This is a genomic window from Nocardia sp. NPDC019395 (assembly GCF_040632335.1).
GTDB lineage: Bacteria > Actinomycetota > Actinomycetes > Mycobacteriales > Mycobacteriaceae > Nocardia.
In genome coordinates this window covers 74,994-99,576 of record NZ_JBEYBT010000009.1, presented here as the reverse complement: position 1 = coordinate 99,576, position 24,583 = coordinate 74,994, and the positions used below count along the sequence as shown (strand labels likewise).

1 protein-coding gene (running past one end of the window) is annotated in these 24,583 nt (G+C 64.8%); it reads left to right on the top strand.

Annotation, left to right across the window (positions count from 1 at the left end):
- Window positions 1-24,583 carry the end of a LuxR C-terminal-related transcriptional regulator gene (locus ABZ827_RS20725; protein WP_357238841.1) on the top strand. It extends 43,046 nt beyond the left edge of the window, so 24,583 of the gene's 67,629 nt are visible here — the last part of the coding sequence; its start codon lies off the left edge, out of view; its stop codon occupies window positions 24,581-24,583.

Sequence of the window (24,583 nt, the reverse complement as noted above, 5' to 3'; positions counted from 1 at the left end):
CACTGGTCCGGTGCGTATCTCGGTGGTGGTATCGCAGCGTTCGGGGGCGGTGCGGGTCGAGGTGTTCGACGGCGGCAGCGCAGAGCGAACCCCGGCCGTACCGAGTGGCATCGATGAATCCGGGACGAGAGTTCTGGCCGACGGCTCGGGTCGGTCGAGCTGGTTCGTGCTGCGTCCGGACGAACGGGCGCCGGGATCGGATTCGGCGCAGTCGCAGAGTGATGGGCGCACCGCTGCCATGCCCGCCGGTCCTGAGTCCTTCGACGCAGCCTCAGACGAGGTGATTGATGCGGTCAAGTGGTTGTGCATGTACTGGAGATTCACCAACCACGGTGTTTACGATCTCAGCCCGGACCCCCGCGACTCTTCGCGAGATCCACTGCCGACCACGCTTATCCAACCCGGGGAGCGGAGCAACAAGGAGGCAGCCGCCGCTGATCCTGTGCTGGCCGCGTTGTATCGGGCCTACCGGATCTATAGCAAACGCGATATGTCGGTTCGGCCGTCCTTCGGTGCGGTGCTGCAGAACACGGGTGACGGACCGGAGCAGATTGCGGTACCTGAGGGAGACGCGGACCTGTACGAGAGAGACGGCGTCGGGTTGCCGTTCAATGCCCCGGCGGAGGCCGTGCGGAAGGTTCTGGAATTGGTTCACCCCGGTCGGTTGACTGCTTTGGCGGCCGTGTCTCATACCGAGCGCCCGTCGTGGGCGGATGAGCACACGGAGGTTGCCAGGATCCTGGCCGGCCTCCCCGGTGATTCGGGTTTCCTCGGCGAGGCGTTGCGGGCTCCCTACCCCGGCACTTTGACCTGGCCGGTTCCGAAAATCGGCCCCCGAGTGGAATTCACTGAGCGGCAGATCGAGGTCGCGCTCGACTTGTCCGGTGGCGAGCCTGCCGTTACGGAGACGGCGCGGGCCGAGGCGTCGGAGGCGCGGCCGGTTCCCTCCGATTCGCCGGAGAACCAGCCGGTGCCGGCTGACGAGCCTGCCCGGATACCGGCACCGGCGGACGTGCCGATGTTCGCGAAGCCGATGGAGACGGTCGGTGATCCGGCGTCGCTTCTCAATGCCGGACGCAACGCACCGGCCCAGGTCTCCGACATACCCACGTCACGGCCGGACTCCACTCCTGATACGTCGCATGAGTCGCCCGAACCTGCGCAGCAGAGCGACGATGTGCCGGAGGAGGCCACCGCGATCGTTGATGATCATCCGCCGATCGCGACCGACGTATCGGGGCCCGCCCGTGGCGCTGCCCTGGAGGTAGTCGAGCTCGCGGCCTTCGGTGCGGACGAGAAGACCCAGGCCGCGCTCTGGGCCGCCGTGGGCCGGCTGGATTCCGAGGGGCAGCGGTGGGCGATGCGGCTGTGGTTCGGCCGAACAGAGCAGGCGAGGTCGACAATCCCGCAGATCGCGGACGAAATGTCCACAAGTCCCGAGGCGGTCGCGGGCATGCTGACGCGAGCCGTTCGTCAGGTGGCGGAGTGGCTGACTACCGGACCGTTGCCCAGTACCCTCGAAACTTCGCAAGCCGACGAAGCCACCCCGTCCGAGTCGCATCGATCGGAGCGGGTCGAGCCGGAACGACCGGCGCAGCCGCGCACTGCCGACGCGTCCCCGCACTCTCCGGTTCCCAGCCCGCGCGACGTGCGCCGACTCCAGGAACAGGCGGCGGCGAGGCAGGCAGCCGGGGTTCGGGGACACCAGGCCGTTGATGGGGTCGCGGAGAAGCCCATCAGTGGTGATCCCTCGGCCACGGCGGTTGAGCCGCGGCTCGCCCGTGCCGCCGCGCTGGAGGTGGTGAAGCTTGCGGCGTTCGGGGACGAGGAGGCCAAGGCAGAGTTCTGGGATGCCGTGGCCGGCTTGGATTCTGTGCGGCAGCAGCGGGTGATGAAGCTTCGGTTCGGTTGGGAGGGCCAGCCGGAGTGGACGATGGCCCAGATCGCGGACGTAATGTCGCTGAGCCCGCAGACGATCCGGGGTTTGCAGCGGGAAGGTGTTCGTCTGGTCGCGGAGAAGCTCACCGGTGGGCCGCTGCCCGCCGCGCCCGGAAGTTCGCAAACTCCTGCCGGCGCAGAGTCGACGGAGGTCGGCCACGATAAGCCGGTCGATGGCGAGGGCACCGTGGCTGTGCCCGGATACGACCTGCTGGTTCCCGGCCGTCCCGTTCCACCGCATCGTTCGACAGCTACGGGGTTCCGTTTCCGAGTGGTCCGCGATCGGCAGTTTGCTGATGGACGCCGCGGTACGGCGTTCCTACGGCCGGACGGCAGGCCACACACCACCGCCAGTGAGATGGCGGGCGACCCGATCATCCTCGGGCAGAACCCGCAGGACTACTACACCGCCGACCACGCCGACCCGGCTAGTTACGCCACTCACGCCGACGCATACGCCAACTATCTGTGGCAAGGCAACGGGCCCGGTGTCGCGGCTGCCGCGACGGCATGGTTCGACGAGGGACGGCTCACCACCGTCGACCCCATGGCCGGAGTGTTGACAAGTGTGTGCGCCGACCCGAAGAACGCCGCGACCCTCCTCTTCGATTTGGTCGAGGCCGGCGTAGATTTCGATACCGCCGAATTCGATCCGATGGATTATGCGCCGCAGGGTTTGCTGTGGCGGGATGAGTTCGCGGCGGTGTCCTTCGACCAGGTGCTCGCGGGGCGCGGCCGTGATATCGCGAGGTTGCTCATCGGCTACGGCCGGGGCTTCTCGGTAGACCTCATCAATATGGAAACGTCCGGGGATGGCCTCGAGGTGACACTGAAACTCGACCCGGTCCGCGGCGAGCACGGCCGGGTCACGGTGGTGCTGCGACAGGTGGCCGGTGTCGCGACGGTCGAGCTCCGCGATGTCGATCTGGGTGCGGATCCGGATCGCGTTGCCGCCGTACTGAGTGAGTTGCGGCAGCGACTGACCGCGTGGATGACGGAATCGGGCGCCGTGTGGTTCGAGGCCGGCGAAGTACCGCCGACCTCGAACCAGACGGCGCCCGCGGCCTCGACCGCACCCGCCGCGGACGGATCGACCCACCGCGCGCAGCGTGTCGTGCGACGTGCGGCCGGCACCCTCGACCACCGGGCGTCGACGGCGGCGTCGGTGTCCTGGCTGGCAGAGCAGCTGGCCGGCTGGCCGCAGTCGGAGATCGAACACGCCGGGGCCGTGCTGGGAACACTGGTGGAGAACGCGCTGCGGCATACCGACGATAAAGTGCAGGTCGCGGTGGAGACGACCGGTGGCCTGCTGCGCGTCGCCGTGTTCGATGAGAAAACGGTTCTCGATACGGAAAAGGATCTGCCTCCCGTGCCGGGCCGGGTCGACGGGACCGGTGAGCCATGGATGCGGTCGGGTGTCGATCTGCTGCGGCACGACGAGGGGAATTGGCAGAAGCGGGTTTGGTTCGAGCTCTATCGGTCTGATCGGGTCGAGCCGGATCGACCGGCGCAATCGGGCAATGCCGACGTGTCCCCGCCCTCGCGATTTCCCACCCCGCACGACGTGCGCCGGCTGCAAGAACAGGCGGCAAGGAGGGCTGCGGCAACCCCGACTCGGGGACAGCAGGATCCGGCTGTCACCGATAAGAAGTCCAGCGGTGCCACTGACGCTTTCACCGGTGTGAACGATTGTGTGCCGGTGGCGTTCGAGGAGCTGAAGGAGGTGCAAGGCGATGGGTTGGTGAATTGGGATGAGCTCGGGGTGGTGGGGCCGGATGGCGCGTCCGGCGGCCGGATTGTCGCCGCGCTGAGGGAGCGACGACCGACCGGTTTCACCGATAGGGATGCGGTTGTTCGAGAGCTGGCCCGCCGCGGTAAGGATGCTGCCGCGGTGCTGTTCGAGGTGTATGACGACTCCGGTATGGGGCATGCGGCGTTGTTGGTGCACAAGGGCGGCGGCCGGGTTGTGGTGCGTCCGGGTCATGGACGCGAAGAGCAGGATTTCGACAAGTGGGTGGGGGAGCGTGATGAGCAGGGTCAGGTGCGTGCGGTACCGACCGGGGTGTGGGCGGTGGTGGTCGAGAACCAGGAGATAGTGGAGGTGCCCGGCGATGATCTGGCGCCGGAGTTCCCGGACGATCGAGCCTTCGGACGCGATCCCGATGGTGACGGTCCGAGGCCGGCCGAGCGTCCTCGGAAGTTACTTGGACCCTATGCACATCGGCTCGGGTTGTCGGAGCCGCCGGAGGTGCCTCGCGCACCGGTCGGTTCGACCGATTCCGCCCCCCGCACCGGATGGCAGCTGCGCTGGACCGATGTCGAGCTGGGGCGGTATCTGAACCAGCAACCGGAGCTGAAGGCGATAGCGGCAAAGATATTGGATCGGATATGGGCTGTCGACGAACGCCTGCATCCGACCGCGACCGAGGCGCAGCGGCGCGCCGCATTCGGCGCGATTCAGCGGCTGCGATGGGGCGGCGTCGTCTCGGACGAGGTGCCGCTGTCCGAGCTGAAGCGCGAGGGGAACCTGCGCGAATTGTGGTCCGCCGCGCAGAATGCGCTGATCCGAAATGCCGAACTGGAGGAGCAGGACCGTGCGGGGACCACGGTGCTGGAGGGTATCGCGCGGATACTCGATCAGCCCGACTGGAGAGCCGCCGCGGCCGCGGCAGGGCTGAATGTCGCATCGCTCGAGCCCGTGGTCGCGGCAATCCGCAATGACAAACCCGGCGAGACGATCACCGCCGAGGATCTCCTTCTGGTCGAATACCTCCGTGCGCGCGATCCCATCGCCGACGCCGTGTTCGAAGGCGAGTACGTTTCACGCCACCTCTTCGCACCTGTGCGCAATCAGACCGAGCAACGTCGCCGGCAGCTCACACCGCGGGAATTCGAGCTGCTGGGTAAAAAGCTCTCACCGAGAGAATTCGCGGCATTCTCCGGAACGATGAACGTACTGGTCATCAAGAAGATCGCGCCACACTCGGGGATTCCCCGCCGTCCTGACGGGAGCATCGACGAGCAGGCGTTGGATTTCATATTGCAGCGCGATCCCAGCGTTCAGTACTGCAAGGCCATTTATGTGCGTGACGAGCACGGCGGGTACCCGTTGGACAGCAACGGGCACCGTATCGTCGACACGATCCAGGTGTATCACCGTGTCGACGAGGTCACTCCGGAGGAAGCCGCGCAGCTCGATTCGTCCGAATACATCGTTGAACTGCCACTCCGACCGGGAATGGCATATGCCGGACTGAATCCGGAAAACCCTCAGTATCACGAGTTGGTGCTGGGGCGTGGACTGTCGAGTATCACAGGCGTCTCCGGTACCGCGACCCGGCTGTGGCGCTATCTCGAATGGATAGGGCTGGATGTGCCCGCACGGGACCTCATCGCCTCGATGATGGGTCTTATGCTCCCGGAGCACCATACGACGTATGAGTTCTTCCGGGGCTTGGATATGGCCGGTGTCCACCTCTTCGACGAATCGGTCTACCACAGCCCGGGGGCACGTGATCTCTACCGCGCCGTTTCGCATAACTTCGGCCCCCCGCCGCACGGGAGCGAAGCATCCCACGACACGGCGACGACTCCAGCAGCCGACGGGGCGATCTCAACTGTGATCGACGAGCGGTTCAGGGCCTTGGGAGTGGACAGCGCGGCAGAGCGTCTTCTGGTGGCCAGCTTGACTACACCGCCGGCCGTAGTGTCCATGGCCGTTATCGCAGGCCACCCTCAGGCCGAATCGGTGCGCGGCCCAGAGATGTTGGCGGAGGATCTCGGTGCCCGCCTCTGTGCCGCGGAATATCAGGAACTGACCGTGGATTTCCTGGTCGACTTGCACAAGAAGCTGACCGAATTCACGACTCCGGAACGAGGCGGGGATCTCACTCCCGCACCAGAGGTATCGGGTGCCCGGGACACGCGGGGCGAGGAAGGGGACGACCCCGCGGTCGAAATTTGGACACTGGGGACCAAGGGGGTCGACAGCGCGATATCGGGGGTCCGGGTTTTCACCACCGCGGCCGAGGTTCGCGCGGAACTGCAACGATCGGTGTGCGATTGGTACAACGCTGCACGCCGGACCGAACGTGATCCCTATCGGCTCGCCGCGGAATTGAAACGCCGGTTCGATACGGTGCGGCCTTTCGACGGCGGCCGGATCGACGACAACGAACGGGTTTCCCGGGCCCTGATGAACTGGGCGCTGGAGATCAGTGGTAGGTCGCCGATCATATTCGAAAAGTTCGAATACGGGCCCTCTGTCGAATCGGTCGAGAAGGGCAGCCTGCTGTATGGCGAGCGGGCGGAAATGCTCAGGCGGAGCGGCGTGGGGATCGACCCGGTCGATCTGTTCGATCTGGATGACCAGCGCCGAAAATTCCGTCTGCGTGGTCATGCTTTCACGTTGGACGATTTGCGTGATGAATACAAATGTTGGCAGATGCTCAATTCTCTGAAGGAGCAGCCTGGAGGTCGCTCGGCGGCCCAGCTCAGAATCGCCACCAGAGATGCCGATGAAGTCGTAGACGAGGAATCCTCCAGGCCACACCGGGCAGTGCGCTTCGGTAACAGCCTTCTTCTCGGGACCGTGCATTACAGCAACCCTGAACATGTGCATTCACGAGCGTTCATCAACACCGTGGACAGCGAGATCGACAAGATCCGTGAAATGTCCGCACCGGACGTGGTGTTCCTGTTCGAGGGGCGAGTCCCGGACGTCAGTCTGTATGATAGCGCGATCGAGGCGATGAAAGGCCCACGGAACGAGTTGGCCTACCCGGCTCACCGTGCCCATGCACTCCGTGCCGAAATCGGTGCGGAACATATCGCACTGGACACATTGGAGGAAGGGGTCGAAAGCCAGGCTCCGAAATTGATCGACAGCATCCGCGACCTTATCTATGAAGGTAGGAAACTCTCGTATCGAGAACGGCGGGAATTGGCTTTCCTGTATTATGTGTTGCGTATGATGCCGCAGGGATTGCGGGCAAAAACAGATGTGAATATGGACGAGCATCTGGCGGAAGCGGTCACCCTGTACAAGTTCCTTCTGCCTACCGATGTCCTCCTGTCCAAGAACGTCGAAGACCATGTGGCCGAATTCCACAGGCTGCTCGTTGTCTGGGGATACCGCGCAGAAGGGAGAACCGGTCCTTTCAATCAGTCGGATGAGGACTGGTTACTGCGGGAAACGGTGGATGTACTCGAAGGGGTCGAGCCGGAGACTCCGGTTCAGCACATCGCCAAGGCATGCCACCAACGTCGGCAAGCGTTCGCAGCACAAAAGATCAGCGATCTCATCGCGGCCGGAAAAACGGTCGTCGCCGCCTTCGGTGAGCCTCATCTCGATCATGTTCTGCCGCACACGCCGTTCGCGGGCTCCCCTGTTTTCGTGGTCACGGTGGATGTCGAGAACGGTACCGCTGCCCATCCGGACGGTTCCGCACACGGGGACGGCGATGTGCGTGCGGAAGCCGCCCCCGGAACACCTTCGGACCCGGTGGGTGATGCCCGGAATCGGGGTGTGCCGGCGCAGCCGGCGGGCGACCCGATGGGTCGCCGCGGTGCGGGGGTGGATGTCGATGGTGTCGGCGGGTATGTGGAGCCGGCTGATGCGACCGGTGCGCAGCAGGAGGGGCATGTTCGACATGAGTGTGCTCGGTTGGTGTTGGAGCAGTGTGGGTGGGTGAACGCGGACGAGTTGGCTGCGTTCTTGCCACAGGATTTTCCGGCTCGCGGTCTGCCGTTGCGGGCGGTGTTGACTATTGCGGCGTTGCCTCGAGTAAACAACGGTCTGGTGCCGGAGGGAGAAGTTCGGAGGGTAGGCCTGGGCGCGGAGGGCCCGTATGTGGGTGCGGTACGCGAGTTCGAGCGACTGGCCGAATCGAAGGAAGAGTTGGGGCGCGAGGGCGCATCGATGCTGGTTGCGGTGCGGACTCCCGGTGGTGGACCGGTTCCTGGCCATGTGTTCCGGGTGGTGCGTCGTGGTGATGCGGTGGTGGTCGAGGATCCCGGGTTGTCGGGTTCGGCCTCGCCGGAGGTCGACCTGAATGCGCCCGTGCCGGCGGAGTTGAACGGTGCGGAGGTCGCGTATGTGGTGGCATTCGCGGATGGGCAGGGCACACTGGTTGCCGATCTGCCGGGGGTAGCGCCACCGCGGGAGGAGTTGGAGTTCCGGGTCGGCACCTCCCGAGATCCAGACCCGGAGGTCGTCGCCGCCGCCATCCAAAGCGCGCTGGAGGAAGAGCTTGCCGGAAACCCGGGTGGTGAGCAGCTCACCGGTCGGGTCGTCTGGTTCCCGGAGCAGAACCAGCTGTTCGTGGTGGCGCGGCGTGACCAGCATGTCGCGGCGTTGAACGAATTGATGAGCGAGCATGGGGAATTCGCCGATGCCCTGTGGCGGCCCGGATTGGCGATCCGCTACGTGCGAGCCACACCACGGCCGAACGGCAGCGTAGACCTGGACCCGATCACCCGAGATGAGGCGGAGGGGCCGTATCGCCGTCCGACATGGGAGGAAGCCTGCGCGGCCTTGCTCGCCGGGTATGTGCAAGCCAGAAAAGCAGGCACCACCGCGGACCCCCTCGAGGACTGGTTACAGCTGCTCGGCGACGATGCCTTCTACCAGAGGAGGGATACACCGAGCCGGTTCCGCAAGGGTGCGTACGACCCGAAGAAGCCGGAATACGATGCGCTCCGCCACGATCCCACCGCGATCAACCATGTCAACGACGAGTCGACGGCCGACCTTCACGACCGGCACGATATCGTCGCCGGTCGGCTCCGCGGCAATATCATGGGCATCGGCTACCGGATGGCGGAGACAGACCCGATGGTGGGGCCGGGGCATCCCGCGGAGATACTGCAGCGACTCTATCTGCGTCAGATACCACTGCCCGAGGTGACTCGGCCAGGGTTCCGGCGTGACCAGGAGCTGACGCTCCACGTGCCCGCCCTCGGGAACCCCAGGGTCGCGATCAGTAAGGAATTCAGCGGCCTCAAGGTGCGTGTTTCCGATCGACAGAATGCTTTGTCCGCGTTCCTTGCTCGTGAAATGGTCTTTTCGGACGACTATTACTCGGATGTGATGTCCAGGATCAACGCGGCGCTGGAAGGCGCTACCGATGACCTGCCCGCGCGCCGCCGCGCGGTCGCGCCACCACCGAGCGAAGCGCCCGCGCTGCCCGCCCCAGCCGAACCGCGGTCGCCCGCACCGACCGAGTCGATCGGAGAAAAGGCCTGTAGCCAGGTTATCGACGCCGAGATCAGTAGCCGCCTCCGCCGAAACGATGGCTGGAACAAGAACCGCAGACTCAGCCCCCAAGTCGTGTCCTATGACGGAATCGGGCTTCTGTATGTGGTAGCCGCCGAGAAGGGGAAGCATCTCGAGGCGGTCACCGAACTGGCCCTGGTCAGCGACTACTACCGCGACCTGCTGTGGCGTCCCGGCACCTACATCCAGTACCTGGAAGTGACCGCACACCCGGACGGCGTCGTGCATTCTCGGCCGATCAGCCGAGATGAGGCGGAGGGGCCGTATCGCCGCCCGACATGGGACGACGCGGTCGCCGGGCTGATATCGCAGTACCTGACGATGTGCTGGACCCTGCGGCAGGACGGTAAGGCTCCGCCCCGCTGGAGCAAGTGGCTGGGTCAGCTCGGCACGGACGCGTTCTACACCGAAACCGACGAGGCGCGGCGCAGGCAGCGCAACGAAGCGGAGTTCAACGAGCAGAAGGAGAAATACGAAGCGGCTCGCCGCGACCCGTCGGCGCTGAACCACATGAACGAATCGTGGCAATCCGATCTCCCGTTCTGGGACGAGGTCGTCGCGGGCCGGTTACGCGCCGATATTCTCGATTTCGGCTACCAGCTGGCACGAGACAACCCTGAGCTGCGGCGGCCGGATAATCCCGCGGGCGTGCTCTACAGCATGGCGATTCGGGAGCGACCGCTGCCGCTCTGGACGGACCACTCGGCCGTGCCGGACGCAGAAGAGGTAGCCGGCGACACCCGATATCCGGTCGCGATCCCCGGCCTCGGCGAGGGAATCGCCCTGGCGATGGATACCGACCAGGGTCGGTATCGGGTTTCGCGTGTTCAACCCGGGACGTCACGCGGTGCCGCGGTGCCCAACGTCTTGGCGCAGTGGTTTTCGGGGATGGACCACGAGAAACCGCAGAGCCTGGCGCGCAAAATCGGCAAGGCTGTGGGCAAGCCCCGAAGCAGGGACCTGTCCTACGGTGGATCTGGTGATCTGGATGCCGCGACGGCCGTTGCGCGCCTGGTCGGCGTTCCCGTCGATTTCGATCATGGCGTCCTGGAGCAACAACTGGATGTCGCGCACCAAGAATACGGGGATCTGGTCGCGTGGGCACAGAGCGAATGTCTCGTCGTCGAGGACGGTATCGCACGGTTGCGGACACTGGTCGAACGCGCCTCGGTCGAGCTGGACGCGCACCGTGTCGGTGTGGCATTCCCGGTCGAAGAGATGATCCGCACCGGACGTCAGTTGAACGCCATCGTGCGGAGTCTGGCTTTTGGACTGTTCGAGTACAGAACGCTTCCGGAAGGCGCGAATCGGCAGCTGGTGGAGACGCTGGTGGCAAAGCTACCCATCGGGGCGAATACCGTCCTGGATCTTCTCGACGCGCTGTCGGAGCAAGCACCCGGAGTGGACTTGCCGGAGTGGCCCGGTCATGAGCGACAAGGTGCTGTGCGGGATCTCCGTCGGATCGCCGGGCGGGTGTCCGAGGCCCTTACGCTCGCGGATCCCGTCAAGGCGGCGAATAGGTGGTGGTGGGGGCCGCGTGCACTGATGGAGAAGAAACTACTCGCGATACTCCTCAGGCCGGGCGCCGGGGGCCGGACCTGGGCGCAGAATGCCGACGCGCAGCTGGTCGCCTACCGGGAAGAAAACGGCGCCGACGTGGATCCGAAGAACGGCACCGCTGCGCATCCGGACCGTTCGTCACCGCAGATGTCGAAGGCGCCGCCGACTGGTGAACTTTCCGAGGTGCCGGCGAAGTCTGCGTTGAGTTCGTTGATCGAATCCATGGGGAGGTCACCGAGTTTCGCTGCGCAGGCGGTGCCGGAGGTCGGTGACGGCGGCGTGCCAGAAGGAGCCGCGGTGGTCCCCGGGCGGAGATCGGGGCATGCGAACAATGAGTCTGTGCCCGAGGGGGCGACCGGTGAGCGGGCGGCGGGGCATACTGCCAACCAATGTGGCCGGTTGGTGTTGGAGCTGCTGAATTGGGAGCTTGCGGAGGAGATACCGGCCGTCGGCGCGGGCGGCATGTTCGTGAAGGATCTGGTGCGTATTGCGGGCAGGAGCCTGGAGGACGTCCGGAAGTTCGAGGTTGATCCTGTTCGTCCGCATCGGCGTGTTGTGGACGCGCTGTCGGCCCTGCCGGCGGATCAACGTGAGGGTGCGTCGGTGCTGGTTTTCCACGGCTTCGACAAAGCTGATGAGCATGGTGTTGCCGGGCATGTGTTCCGGTTGGTGTGGCGGGGCGGCGGGATCGAAATCGAGGATCCGGGTAAGGGGGTGTTCGGGCCGTTCGACGATGTGATGGCCCCGGAGGACCTGGCGGATCTGAAGGGCGTGTGGGCGGTCGGGTTCGATGCTGCGGGTCGACCGCTGAATTTGGCCGGGGATGAGGCGGATCCAGCCGATCTCGAGTTCGCGGTGGGTTTGTCACACGACGTTATCGCTGATCAGGTGGTGGCGATGGTGGCCGAAGCCGGGCCGGAATGGGCGGAATCGCTGGTGCCCACTGTCAAGACTCGCCATGTACCGTATCTGCTGGATGCGAACGGTGAATTCAGGCCCAAGGATCTAACGAGGTACATCCTGGCGTCGGATCGTGAGCACCTTTCCCAGGCGATCGACTTGATTCACGAAAACCAGCACGCCGCAGATTTCCTTGCAAGCAGTCTTGTGAACCGATTCACGATGTCGCTCGATGAATATGTCGATGCTGTTTTACATCACGAAGCAAAGGCTTTCGCCACACAGTCCTTGTATATCAGGGCAATGATGGCGCGAGGCTATGAAGTCAGCCCCCGGAGAAGCTTCCCGGTCTTCACCAACGCCTATGACACCGCTGTCGCGGCTATGCGAAAGGTCTCGCCAAACCTTCCCGAATCGCAACTCGAGGCTGTTGGCTACCGGGCCGGTGTTCGGGCCCTGAAAAAATTCCTGGCAATGCCCGACGCGGACGGGACACCTGCAGACTATGTGGTAAGAGCCAAGGCGCAATGGCACAGTAGCCGGACCGAAGTCGATCGGGCGAACCTGCATACTCCCAGCACACCGGAGAGAGCGGCAGAGATCCGGCGATTGGTGCTGGCCAGAACTGCCGCCGACCGGGATCTCGCAGCGGTGGAACGCGCGATCGAGCGGCACGGCACCGTTCAGCCCACCGGTACGTCGCCTGCGGATTCTCGCCGACGGGCACATTCAGATCTGCTGCTGCGTGATCTGGTCGCATGGCGGAATGCAGCGGCGCGGGATGCGGCCGAGACCCACGCCGCAGTCGATGCGGCGGCCGCGCGCGATGTGCTGACCGTGGTGCTCCAGCACGAGCCCGGCATGCTGCTGACCGATCATATCGCGGTGATCGGCGGCAATCGGCCGCGCTTGCTCGTCGTGGCCGGTGAGCACGAACATCTTCGCCTGCGCGACAAAGCGATTGCCGCGCATCCCGAACTCACGGATTTGTCCGGTATGAGCTGTGAGTACCGCTCGGTCCACAGCGACGTGGATGCTGTGGTGCAGGTGGAGCCGATCCGGGATCCGGAACCACGCCCGGAGCTCCGACTGCCTGACGTTCCCTGGCTGAACCTGGCCGAACAGGCTGCGGAACGGCGGCTGCGCCGGGTCCGGCAGATGATGTGTGAGACCGAGATCGGCCGGTGGGCCGATAACCTGCTGCGCGAAAACGGTATTCACCTGCTCCTGGAGGCGCACGCCGACGACAGGTTGTACCCGTTCCGGAAGGCCTTGGTACTCGATATCGGTGGCTCCGATGCCGAATTGGCCGCCGCCATGGTCGCGGGTGCCGTTCACGTCTATCAGGACTTGGATCGCCCGGACGGCAGCGCCGTACGCGACCTGATGCACTCGGACCGGGAAAAATACGTGGCCGTACGGCTCGAGGAGGAGGCGGTAGCGCAGGCCGGCCGGGCCGAGGCGATGCGGCAACTGCGCGAAGTCGAAGACAAGCGACCACCCGCCGGATTCCGCCGCGAATACATCGGGCCACCCGATGCCCTGGAACTCGCCTACACGAACGCATACCGGCAGGCTCTCCACGCTTCGGCCCGCGGACGCACACCATCGGCAGCTGAACACGCATTGGCGAACCAAGCCGGTATCGCCGCTGTGGAACCGCTGCTGAAGCAGGTGGGGCCACGACTGGCCGGGCTGACGTATGCCGACTTCTACCGATCGGTGTGGAACGACGCAAACGGGGAGGTCGTCTCGACGCAAGGCGTGGAACCCGCCGCCGGTTCCGAGCCGCGGACCGAGCTCGATATCCACGGGCTGCTGACCGCGCTGGTCCAGGAACGGGACGAGGCTCGGCAGCATCGAGATCAGGCGCGCGCCGAACTGGCGATGTTCACGGACGAAGAACTCGCCGATCTGGGACCCGCATCCGCAGAACTGGAATTGATACGGCAGGCCACTGATCCGCGGAATCGTGCCATCGTCGCGGCGATCGACACCTACCGCCGGTGGGATCCGCGTATCGGCCCACTCCAGGCGGCGATCGATGCCTACGTAGAAGCCGACCGCCAGCGGGCAACCTGCGATCTTCTCGCCTTCGAACAGTCGCTCGATCCAGCACACACGCGTCCGGGTACGCCGTTGATGAGTGACCTGGCCCAGCAGCGAGATCAGGCGATCGACGCACTGGCCCGATTCCTGGGTATCGCACCCGCTCAGCTGAACGCCGACCAGGCATACAACCTCTTGGGCCAGGCCCAGCAGCAACAGCAGTCCCGGGGCCCGGTGGACGATCGCGTCGACCAGTTGGCCGCGATGTGTGAACGGTTCCTGGCCGTGGAACCGATCGTTCGGGCCGTCGAATTGCTGGGGGAACGGGAGGCGCAGGCCCGCCGACTCGACGAGCAGGCCCGCCCCGCCGTGGCGGACCGGCCGAAATCCCCGGAGGCCCTTATAACCGAAGCGCTCGCCCGGATACCGAATCTCGGCATCGACGGCCGGGCCGCCGTCACCGCCGTGCTTGCCACCACGTTGGAGCGCGAGGGGACGCAGCTCTGGCCGGTGGAGCACTGGGGCAGGGGCCACCGTATCCAGGTTCGCGACGCCGACGGTAGCCCGCTCCTGGATATCGAGATGGCCGAGGGCACGGTACGGGTACAAGCGCAGTTGAATCGGCTGCGGCCGGCCCGGGTCTTACAAGCGGAGCTGCTGCTGCCACAGCTGATGACCGGCTGGACCGACCCTGATCAGGTCACTCGGGCGTTCACGACCGTCGTCGAGCAGATATCCGGCAACGGCCCGCGCCCCACTGCTTGTCTCACCGACGGCAACGGCGTATTCACCCTGGAGCTGTCCGGGGTCCGGGGAGCGCGGAAACTCGATATCACCGTCGCATCCGACCGCGGCAACCTAGCGTTGTATTTCGATGAGGAGGAAAATGATCCGGGAGGGGGTGGCGGCGGAAGCGGCGTGCCGCCGCGACCGCGATCACCGAATAAGACAACATCAGCCACCGACGCCGGCGATCGATCGGGTTCGGCCCCTTCACGTTCGGCGTCGCTACGCGGATCTGTTTCCGGCCGGCAAGCGAAGATAGGGCTGACCGACCTCGCCGATCAGGCGGTGGCGTACCACCACAACGCCGGGGACGATCCGTTCGACCCCCGGCCGTGGGGCAACGACAAAGGCCGACTCACACCGGACAAAACACCCCGGACCTCCGGAAAGACCGATACCGATACCGGTCGAGGGCTCTCGGCTCAGCGGCAGGCCGAAGGCTTCCCCGAGCTGACCGACGAGGAATTCCACAACCGAGACGATGATCTCGAACGGCACGCCGGTGCGAATGCGGCCCCGACCGCAACCCAGCCGAACGACCAGTTGATCGGCGAGATCTACCGGACAGTCGGTGATATCCGCACCGCCCGATCCATAGTCGCCCGAGCGGCCGAACAGTCCGGTGCCTCGACAAAACAGCTGAGGGCTGCTGCCAATAGGCTTGCAATACCACATGTTCGTTTCAGCCGCTGGCGTCAGGGAGTGCTGATCGATCTTGTCGAGAAGGCCGACCCCATGCCCGGCGCCATGGCACCGCGACTGCCCATCTCGCAAGCGTGGCTCGAATCTGTCGAGCAGGCCACTCGCGACCAATGGGACCGCGGCTTGGCCGCACTCGACCCCGAACAGGCCGAATGGCTGACCCGCACCTATTGGTTTGGGCAGAGCGCCCCCGATCCGTACTACGGCTTCGGAGATGAGGTGCTGATGCGTTTCGCTGCGGCGGTGCACGATTGCCGTTCGGCCGATGCCGGCACCGCGCCTGTGGTGGTGACCACGTCGACATACGAAAATTCGGAACCCGACAGTTCCGCAGCACAACCGATTCCAGGTCTGCGCCCGATAGATGATTACTGCTTCCTCGGCGGTGACACCGGAATCGAACTCGACGAGGACCTTGCACGGCGCATGATCGCCACCGCACTGGACAACCTGCCCGATGCGCTGGTCGGCAGCTGGAATCTCAATATTCCGGTGGGTGACCGGGAAACCGGCCGCTTCATGGTCCGGATCGCGAAATCCAGTGGTGACGGTATGGATACTCGCGTTGCCGCGGAATGGCGGATCCTGGAATTACTGGCTCGATACGGGGTGAAGAATGTTCCCCGGGTGTACAAGGTGCTGCACAATGTGGAACTTCCCGACGGGACCCGTGCCACGGTCCAGATTCATAACTTCTTCGAGGACACCGTCACGGTCGCGGACCTACCCGATGATGGCGATCTCGTCGCTCGTCTGAACGAGGGAATCAGGGAGATTCAGCGTGAGCTGAGCAGGGTCCCTGTCGGCGAGGGTGATCCCGGGCAGTTCATCCGCAAGCTCGTGGCGGAGAAACGGCGGCTGTGGGAGTCGCTGCAAGGGGAATTCGGGTCGATCTTCGCTCGGCTCGGCGTGCCGGACGATCCGTTCGAGTTCATCGTGGCGAATTCGAATGATCTGGATTCGGTGCGGTTCCAGGTCGTGCACGGCGATCTGCACGAAGGGAATCTGCTGTTCACCCTCGTCGACGGCCGGTTGGTGATCTCGGAAACCGAGACCCGAGTGGTGGATTGGGAGATGGCCCGTTTCGGTGATCCGGCCTACGACGGGGAGTGGACCAACCACATCGCCGGCGAACCGCTGATCGACTCATTGCCACGCGGGCTGATCTATCAGCGATACTTCGATGTGCAGCGGGTCATTCACGACACCGTGCGCCTGGCGCGGGCCGCGGCATTCGGGCAGCTCACCGTGGCACAGATCAGATTCATCCACTCCGAGTTCCACGACGCGTTGGTTCTGGCAACGTGCGGCTGGAGGTACGGTCTGCTCGGTATGCCGGAACCGGTCGGCTCGCTCAATCCCATGCCCCGTCTCTTGCCTGCCATCGATGCGACGAATCCACCCGCGGCACAGTGGCAGGCTCCCTCGGTCCAACCAGCACCTCTCGGCGGCGCCGAGGTACCAACCTCGGAATTCGATCCCGCCGACAGCGGATTGAACATCCAGCCGCCCATCGACTTCCACGTCCCACCGGCGCCGATCTCCCCCCTTGTGCACCAGTGGCTTGCCGGAGTACGCGACCTCCCGTTCGAGGATTTACTCAGCCGAATCCGGGATCTGCCCGAAGTGCGGGCGCACGCACTGCTGGATGGCCTGACCGCGGCGGTCACTACGCATCTGCACACCCTCCGCACCGGAGACTCCGGTGCGGGAAGTGATCTGATCGATGCGCTGCGCTCCCTTTCCGCGCTCGACCACCAGTTGTGGTTCCGGTTCGACGCGCCGGACCCGATCCCCGATAACACATCCCTCTTCCGCACTGCCCGGCAGCTCGTGGACCGGTTACCGCTGTTGCGGTCCATGGTTGTCGCGACGGACGCCTTGATCGACGGACTGGGGGCGCTGAGTGCTCCAGAAGTCCACGAGGGTGAGATCGGCGGCTTGAAAGACTTCATCATGCGGACGCGTCGGACGTGCGACCGGGTACAGCGATTGCTCACCCAGCTGCCCTGGGATATGGCGGCCACTGTTCCAGGAGATGCCGCGCCGTCCACGGACCATCACGATTCGGTCGTCGCGGTCGGTGCGCATCTCGCGCTGACCGAGCAGACGCGAGTTCTTCTCGCCAGTGGCGCCGCGCACCTGGATACCCGGCTCCTGAGGGCCACTGATGAGGCGCCGGGCCGGGATCTTGCCATGGCGTTCCGCGAATACAATCTGCTGACAGCGGAATTCGAACGCGCCCGTTCCGGCACCGATGCCGAGTTCGCCGCTGCGGCCGCATCCCATCTGGCCGGCATGATCAAGATCGCGCGGTATTACCTCACCAAAACTCCCGACAGCGGCGCCGGGGTCGAACTGATCTACCGGCTGCACGGCGAGCTGGCGTCCGTCGCCGCGCGGTTCCCGCACCGGCATATCGAGGAGACCATGGAGCTCGTCGGCAAGCTGCATACGGTCTTGTCCGACGAGCACAATACGCAGACGAGTTACTCCCGGCCTATGTGGATCGGGATCGTCGCCATAGAGCAGTTATCGCCCGGTGCCGACGTCTATGAAGCGTTGGAACGCACCTTGGCAGATCTGCGCGTCGTCGGCGGGCTACTGCCTACCGATCCGAGCGTTGATACCGCAGCCGCAGCGGAACCGGTCACCCCACCCGCTCCGATTCCTGATCCCCATCCGGCGACCGTCGGCATCGCGGAAACCAGCCTCGACCAGCTGTGGGATCGTTTCGCGGAGCTGGCCGACGCAGAGGCGGGCGCGGTACTCGACCAGGTTCGTATCCGGCTCGACGATCACCTCGCGGCCGTCCACCGCGGCGAGGCGCCACCGATTGCGGAAATGGCTGATCTGACCCGAGCGCTGCTCGTACTCATCGAAGAGCTGCAGCTGCGAGTCTGGGAACTGGGCCGCGAAATCCCGGATTACGCCAGTTTGTTCGAACTGGCCGCGGATCTCACGGCCTGGTCCGGGACGATCGCCGCTATCGCGTCCGCAGCGATTACCGCGCACAACTGCGCCGCCATCATTACCGAAGGTCAAGCCGACCTGTCGGACCTGACTTCCTTCACCGGAAAAGGCGTCCAGATCGCCGCAAGTGTCGATCGCCTCACGCAATCTCTGCGCGCTATCGCACTGCTGCCGAACGCTGACCGTGGTACCGGAGCTCTCGACGGTGAACCGACTGTCGAACACCGGCGGGATGCCACGTCTCTGCTGCGGGCGATCGACGAATGGGCTCTGACCAGATCCGATATCGACGAACAACTGCGTGTGCACCGAAACAACATCCCGGCCTCCGTCGAACTGTTCGCCACCGCGAATCGGGTCACTGCCGCCTTCGAATGGTTCGATACCGAGGCAGCGCAATCGGTGCCGGACAGCGAGTTCGCAGCGCGCATACGCGAGCACCTGCTGGCAACCGTGGAGATCGCGGCCGAGATGGCCAGGCACAGCTATCACAATGACGCGGCATGGGAACTTATCCGGCATATCGCCGTCATACTGGACCGGGCCGTTCATCGGCTGCCTCGCCTGGCCGGTCTGCTCGAAATCCAGCGCGCGCTTTCGGATGCTGTGCAAACGGAAGTCGGCTCCGGACCCGTCACCCGACAAGCCGCCAGCTTTCTCTCCTCCGGACTGTTCAGCATCGAGTCGCAGTTCGGCAAAGCACTGTACGAGCTGCGCTATGTAGACCACCCATCGCCACCGCCGGAGACCCTTCCTGCGTATCGCGGGCAGTTCCCGGACGTATGGAAGGAGATGCGACACACGCTGGATGAGCAGCCATTGTTCGTGTCCTCCTCGGCGGTGGTCGATCGCCGCGCGGACGATATGGAAGACGATTACTTCGTCACAGACGACGAGGAATATTTCGTCGTCGGCCAGACGACGGGTTTCGATAGCGGAGCAACTCTTCCTCCCGCGCCGGGCCGGGCCGATGGGGCCGCTGATCCGGGGAGGCGGTCGGACGCCACCCTCCGCGCTTTCGCCGGTGTGAATGATTGTGTGCCGGTGGCTTTCGGTCGGGTGGACGCGGAGCAGGGGCTGCAGCTGGTGGCGGCCTTGGACGAGGTCAGCTCGGCGGGTGTGTCCGGTGCGCGGATCGTGAAGGCGTTCAAGCATCGTCCTGAGGAGTTTGCGGATCGGGATGCGGTGGCGGGTGTGTTGCGGGGTCGTGCGGTGGGGGCGATGGCGGTGGTGTTCGAGGAGTACGACGGTTTGGATATGGGTCATGCCGTGGTGATGGTGAATCGGGGTGATGGTCGGGTCGAGGTGATGGACGGGGTTCGTGTCGAGGTTTTTGAGGACGGTCAGCAGCCCGCGGGGGTGACGGGGTTGTGGGCGGTGGTGATCGAGGCTGGCGTGGTGGTGAAGGGGTTGGGCGACCGTAAGCTGCGTGCTTTCCCGGACGACAAAGTTTTCGGGCGGGATCCGCGGCAGGCCGAAGGGGTGCCGGAGGCGAAAACGCCCGAGACCGCCAACCCCCCTTCGCTCGAGCTGACGGACGCGGAGATCGAAGTGCTCTTCTGGACCGCTCGGGGTCTATCACAGAAGGCAATCGCGAAAGAACTGGATATAACTATCGGTGCTGTGAGAAAGCGCGATCGCGCAATCTACTGGAAAATCGGTTCCAGGAATATCCCCAATACCGTTGCTGCCGGATTGGTCCTCGACCACATCGCTTTCGATACGACCCAGAGACGCAAAGACAGCGAGCTGTCCGCAGACGATCGAAGACTCCTCACCGCAGTTGCGAACGGCAATTCCTACGAAGAATTGTCGAATTCGGAAATTCCCCTCGAGAAGGTACAGCAGCACGCCGCAGATCTGCTCTGGCGACTCGGTGCTACCAATATGGCTCAGGCACTGACCATGACACCGGGCGACTGGCATCTCGACCCCAACAGCCTTTCCGAACCGGCCGACCCCGTGCTGACAGCACTCGAGCGCACGATAATCAATTCGACCTCCATCGGTAGGAAGCGGGCACAGATCGCCCAGGACCTGAATATTCCCCCCGGGGCGGTGAGGTATCACCTCGAGCGGATCTGTTTGAAGCTGGGTGTCAGCACCAGCGCGCAAGCGGTGGCGGCTTTCCGACGGCAAGGAGAACCAGAGTCTGCCACTCCCAGCTCCATCGTCGATCCGGCAAAGGCCGGTGCGTCCGGAAAAGACGATCACCATGGCCCACGAGACAGTTCGAGTATTGCCCCTGGCACCCCGCCCGTGCAGGCAGCTGAGGCACCGTACGCCGCCGCGGCCGCCGCCACTGCCGCCGCCGATGACGATGTTGCCGACACTGCCGAGGATGCCGCTGCTGAGATAGCCACTGACGCCGGTGACTTCACCGACGCCGACGTGGTGACGCCACGGATCTCGTGGCAAGATGGTCCGGCCTATCGACAGTTGCGAAACCGGTACGGGCTCCAGATCTACCGGCACATCCTCTTCCTCATGGGCGCGCAGCCGGGCAGGCGGATACCCGAGCCGGTCAAGAGGCGTGCGCAGCAGATCAACGAGGCCGTATTCCGATTCGCCGAGGCCCGCCGCTGGCGGGTTCCGGGGCAGCAGGGCCCCGTCGACTGGCTGCAAGGAATCGCCCGCGACGAGCTCGCACGTAAACGGGCCGACCGCCGTGAAGCCGGTGACCTGGCCGCCGCCTTCCACTCCGCCGAGGGCTCGGCCGCGGAGCAACTTCGCCGAAGTCTCGGGATAGACGACGGATCCAGCGCCGATACCACTCCGGGACAGCCCACCACATCCTCCGAACAACTCGAACCACCCGGCGACGGCACCTCTGCATATACGGCATATACCCAGCTCACCGCTCCCGCCGGGGTGCCCGAACTGCTCGGGCCCATCGGCCGGCATTTCCGGTTCGACGAGCGGGGCCGGACCACATTCATCCCCGGCGACGGCATGCTGCAGGCCGGGCTGGAAGCGGTCCGGCAGCGGTTCGTCACACTGCGGCCACGGCTTGCGGCGCTCGGTGCCGGCGACTGGTACGCCGCGATGCTGGACCAAATCGATGCGGCCGCGTCGACCACGCCGGCAGTCCGGCCGAGAAGGGACCGAGTCGTCCTGCCGCCGGACGGTGGACAGCCGCCGCGGAGATACCAGGAGGGGACCGATGCCACGGTCCGAGGCGGTGGCCCTTCGGAGGGCGGCGGCGAACTCGCGAAGCGCCGGTTACCCCAACGCACCATCGCCTATGAACGAGCCCGTGCCGGCGCCACCCAGGATCTCACGACCGCGACCGCCAACTATGTCACGGACCTGGTCACCGTCGCGCGCCAGGAGATTCTCGAAACGGGCGATACGCCGGCAGGTCTCGATCATCTGGCCGCGGCCGCCGACGCTTTCGGGCGCGCGGCCGCGCACCGGCCGGATCACCCCGCGATTGCCGAAGCGGCCGCGGTGCTGCGCCGATTCCACCAGCGACTCACGGTGGCCGGTACCGCGCAGGGCGGTTACCTCGCGCAGGCACTGGCCGAGGGCTCCGCACTGCACAACACCGTCACCGACGCCCTATTCCTGCTGCGCGCCATCGGTTGTATTTCCCACGCCGCAACCACGATGTGGGCCTACGGGAACACCGACGGAACTATTCCCGCCGACAACTTCACCGACCCGGACAGTCTCGAAACCGCCATCAACGCCCGGCTGCGACCCGTTCCCCGCGGTACCGACCCGATCGCGAAGATCATGCGCGAACTCCGTGCAAAGGACGGCAATACCGCAGTCGTCGCCGCTACGGACGAGGACATAGGCCACGTCTGGGTCATCACAAATATCAAAGGCGAGCTGTTCGTCACCGACCCCCTCATCGAATCCGACTCCGATATCCCCCGCACCCGCCACATCGACGATTGGCATCACGCCCACGACACCACTACGGACAAATTCTTCGCGGCCCACTTCACCAGCGAAACCGGCGGGCTGACCGCGAAGCCCGAATATGCCTGGAGCACCGAGCAAGAGCCCGGCCTCCCGGGCAAATTCGAGGGACCCCCCGCTGAGCGCGATGGCGGGAACTCGGCCGAACATACTGCCGCACACCCCGAGCCTCAGCGTGATCCGATGGATGCGCCGGCCGCGGAAAATCGGGAGCAGGCCGGAAATACGGCGAGTCAGCCACCTGGCCGCCCCACTCCTACCGGACGTCATATCGGTTTCCGGCGTGCCGTCGAGAACGCAGCGCAGGGTGTCCAGCGGCAGGCTGTTGCCGATGCGAGCAACGATGAATTCCGCAATGCGGTGGCCGCGCTTCATCCTCGTCAACAGCGGCTACTGAAGTTGCGGTACATGGCAGGAGTGTCGGTCGAGGAAGCCGCCAGGTTGACGCGTCAGCCGCCCCATCAGGTGCGTGCGGCGGTGCCCGAGATCGTGCAGCGGCTGGTGCGCAAACTCGGTGCGCCCGTGAACGAATCGGTTGATCTGCCCATGAGCGGGGAAGGGCTGGCGGAAGTGCTCGCGGGCCGCGGTGTGAAACTCGCGTGGTCAGGGCGGAAGCTGGAACCGGAGATCGCGGTATTGCGGGCGGTGCGCCCTGAGCAGATCGATGTGTTGCGGCAGCTTGTCGAACAGTTGAGTTCGAAACAAAGGAAGGTATTCGTCTGGTGGTACATCGGGCTTCCAGCCGCCGGGATCGCCGCACGACTCAGCCTGAGCGAAGATGCCATACGCGAGAACGGATCCCAGGCGATTCGCCAGGTTGCCGAACAGCTTCCCGGCGCGGTGGCGAAGGCTGAGCGGATCGCGGCCGCACTGAACGCCTTGGCCGGTAAGCAGGATCTGGGAGCTGCGCTGGCGTTCGGCGGTGTGGATCTCGCGTTGTCGGAAGGGCCGCAGGCATCGGCGATTGCCGCTGTGCGGAACGCGAGCGTCGAACACCTCGATGCACTGGTTTTCGTGGTCGAGCAGTTGGCGTTCCGGCGTGGCGAGATGTTCGTTCGTTGGTTCATGGGCCAGTCCGTGCCGGAGATCGCCGCCGCATCCGGACTCGCCGGAAAAACCGTGCAATCCCGTCTTCCCCGGATTATCAGCGATGTTGCCGAACGGCTTTCGAGTGAAATGGGTCTCCGGCTAGCGGGCGAGGAGGCGCGGAGGCGTCGGGAGGAGGAGCGGAGGCGTCGGGAGGAGGAGCGGAAGCGTCGGGAGGAGGCGCGGAAGCGTCGGGAGGAGGCGCAGAAGCGTCGGGAGGAGGCGCAGAAGCGTCGGGAAGAGGAACAGAAGCGCCGGGAAGAGGAACAGAAGCGCCGGGAAGAGGAGGAACGTCGAGAAGACGAGCAGGAGCATTGGACATCGGCGGTGGTACTGGCGGGTGTGGGTGGGCAGGCGTTGGCGGATGCGCTTGCCCTCGGCAACGTAAATATTGCTGCGCCGGAGAAGAGTGCGCCGGCTGATATTGCGGTGTTGCAGCGGGCTCGTACCGAGCAGCTCGATGCGTTGTGTGTGTTGATCGGGCAGTTGCCTTCTCAACATCGGGAGACATTTGTCCGGTGGTTCACCGGGCAGCCCATGGCGGATATCGCCGAAGTATGCGGCCTTGATCCTGGTGCCGTTGATAGGTCGGTCCGTGAGGCGATTTCTACCGTTGTCGAGCAGCTTCGGGTTGCCGCGAAACGGCGGAGGGCCGCGCTACTGGCGGCTGCGGCCGCGGGTGGGCAGGCATTGGCCGATGTGCTCGAGGCCGGCGGTGGGGAGAATCTCGCTTTATCGAAGCGCGGGCTGGCGTCCGAGAGCGAAGTATTGCGCTGGGCGGGCGTCGAGCATCCCCGCAGGTTGCGGGAATTGGTCGAGCAGTTGGCGCCGGGGCGCCGGGATACCTTCGTCCTGTGGTTCGCCGGAGAATCGGTGGCCGACATAGCCGAGGTACGCCGTACGAACTCGAACAACGTTCGCTCGAATCTACGCGCGGCGATCGCGGCGCTGGTGAAACAGCTGCCGGCTGTGGGTGAGCAGGCGCGTTCGGAAGTTGAGGAGCAGGAACACCGGCTGGCGGCCTCGGCCGCGGTGGTGGCCGCCGACTCGGGCGGGCAAGCGTTGTTGGATGTGCTCATGGCCGGTGGTGGAGGCCTCGCTTTCTCGGAGGAGGAAGAGATGGCGCCTGCTATTGCTGTGCTGCGGGCGGCGCGCGATAACCATCCCGATGTGTTGCGCCGGTTGGTCGAGGATATGCATCCCGTGCGCCGAGGGACGTTTATCCGGTGGTTCGTCGGCCGATCGGTATTCGATATCGCGCAGGAGACCGGCAATCGCTACGTCGCCACCACCGGTCAGTATCTGCGCAGAACTATTTCCATCCTGGCCCGGAAAGTGTCGATTGCGATGGAGGAAGCACGGCAGTCCGCGACCTCGTTTTGA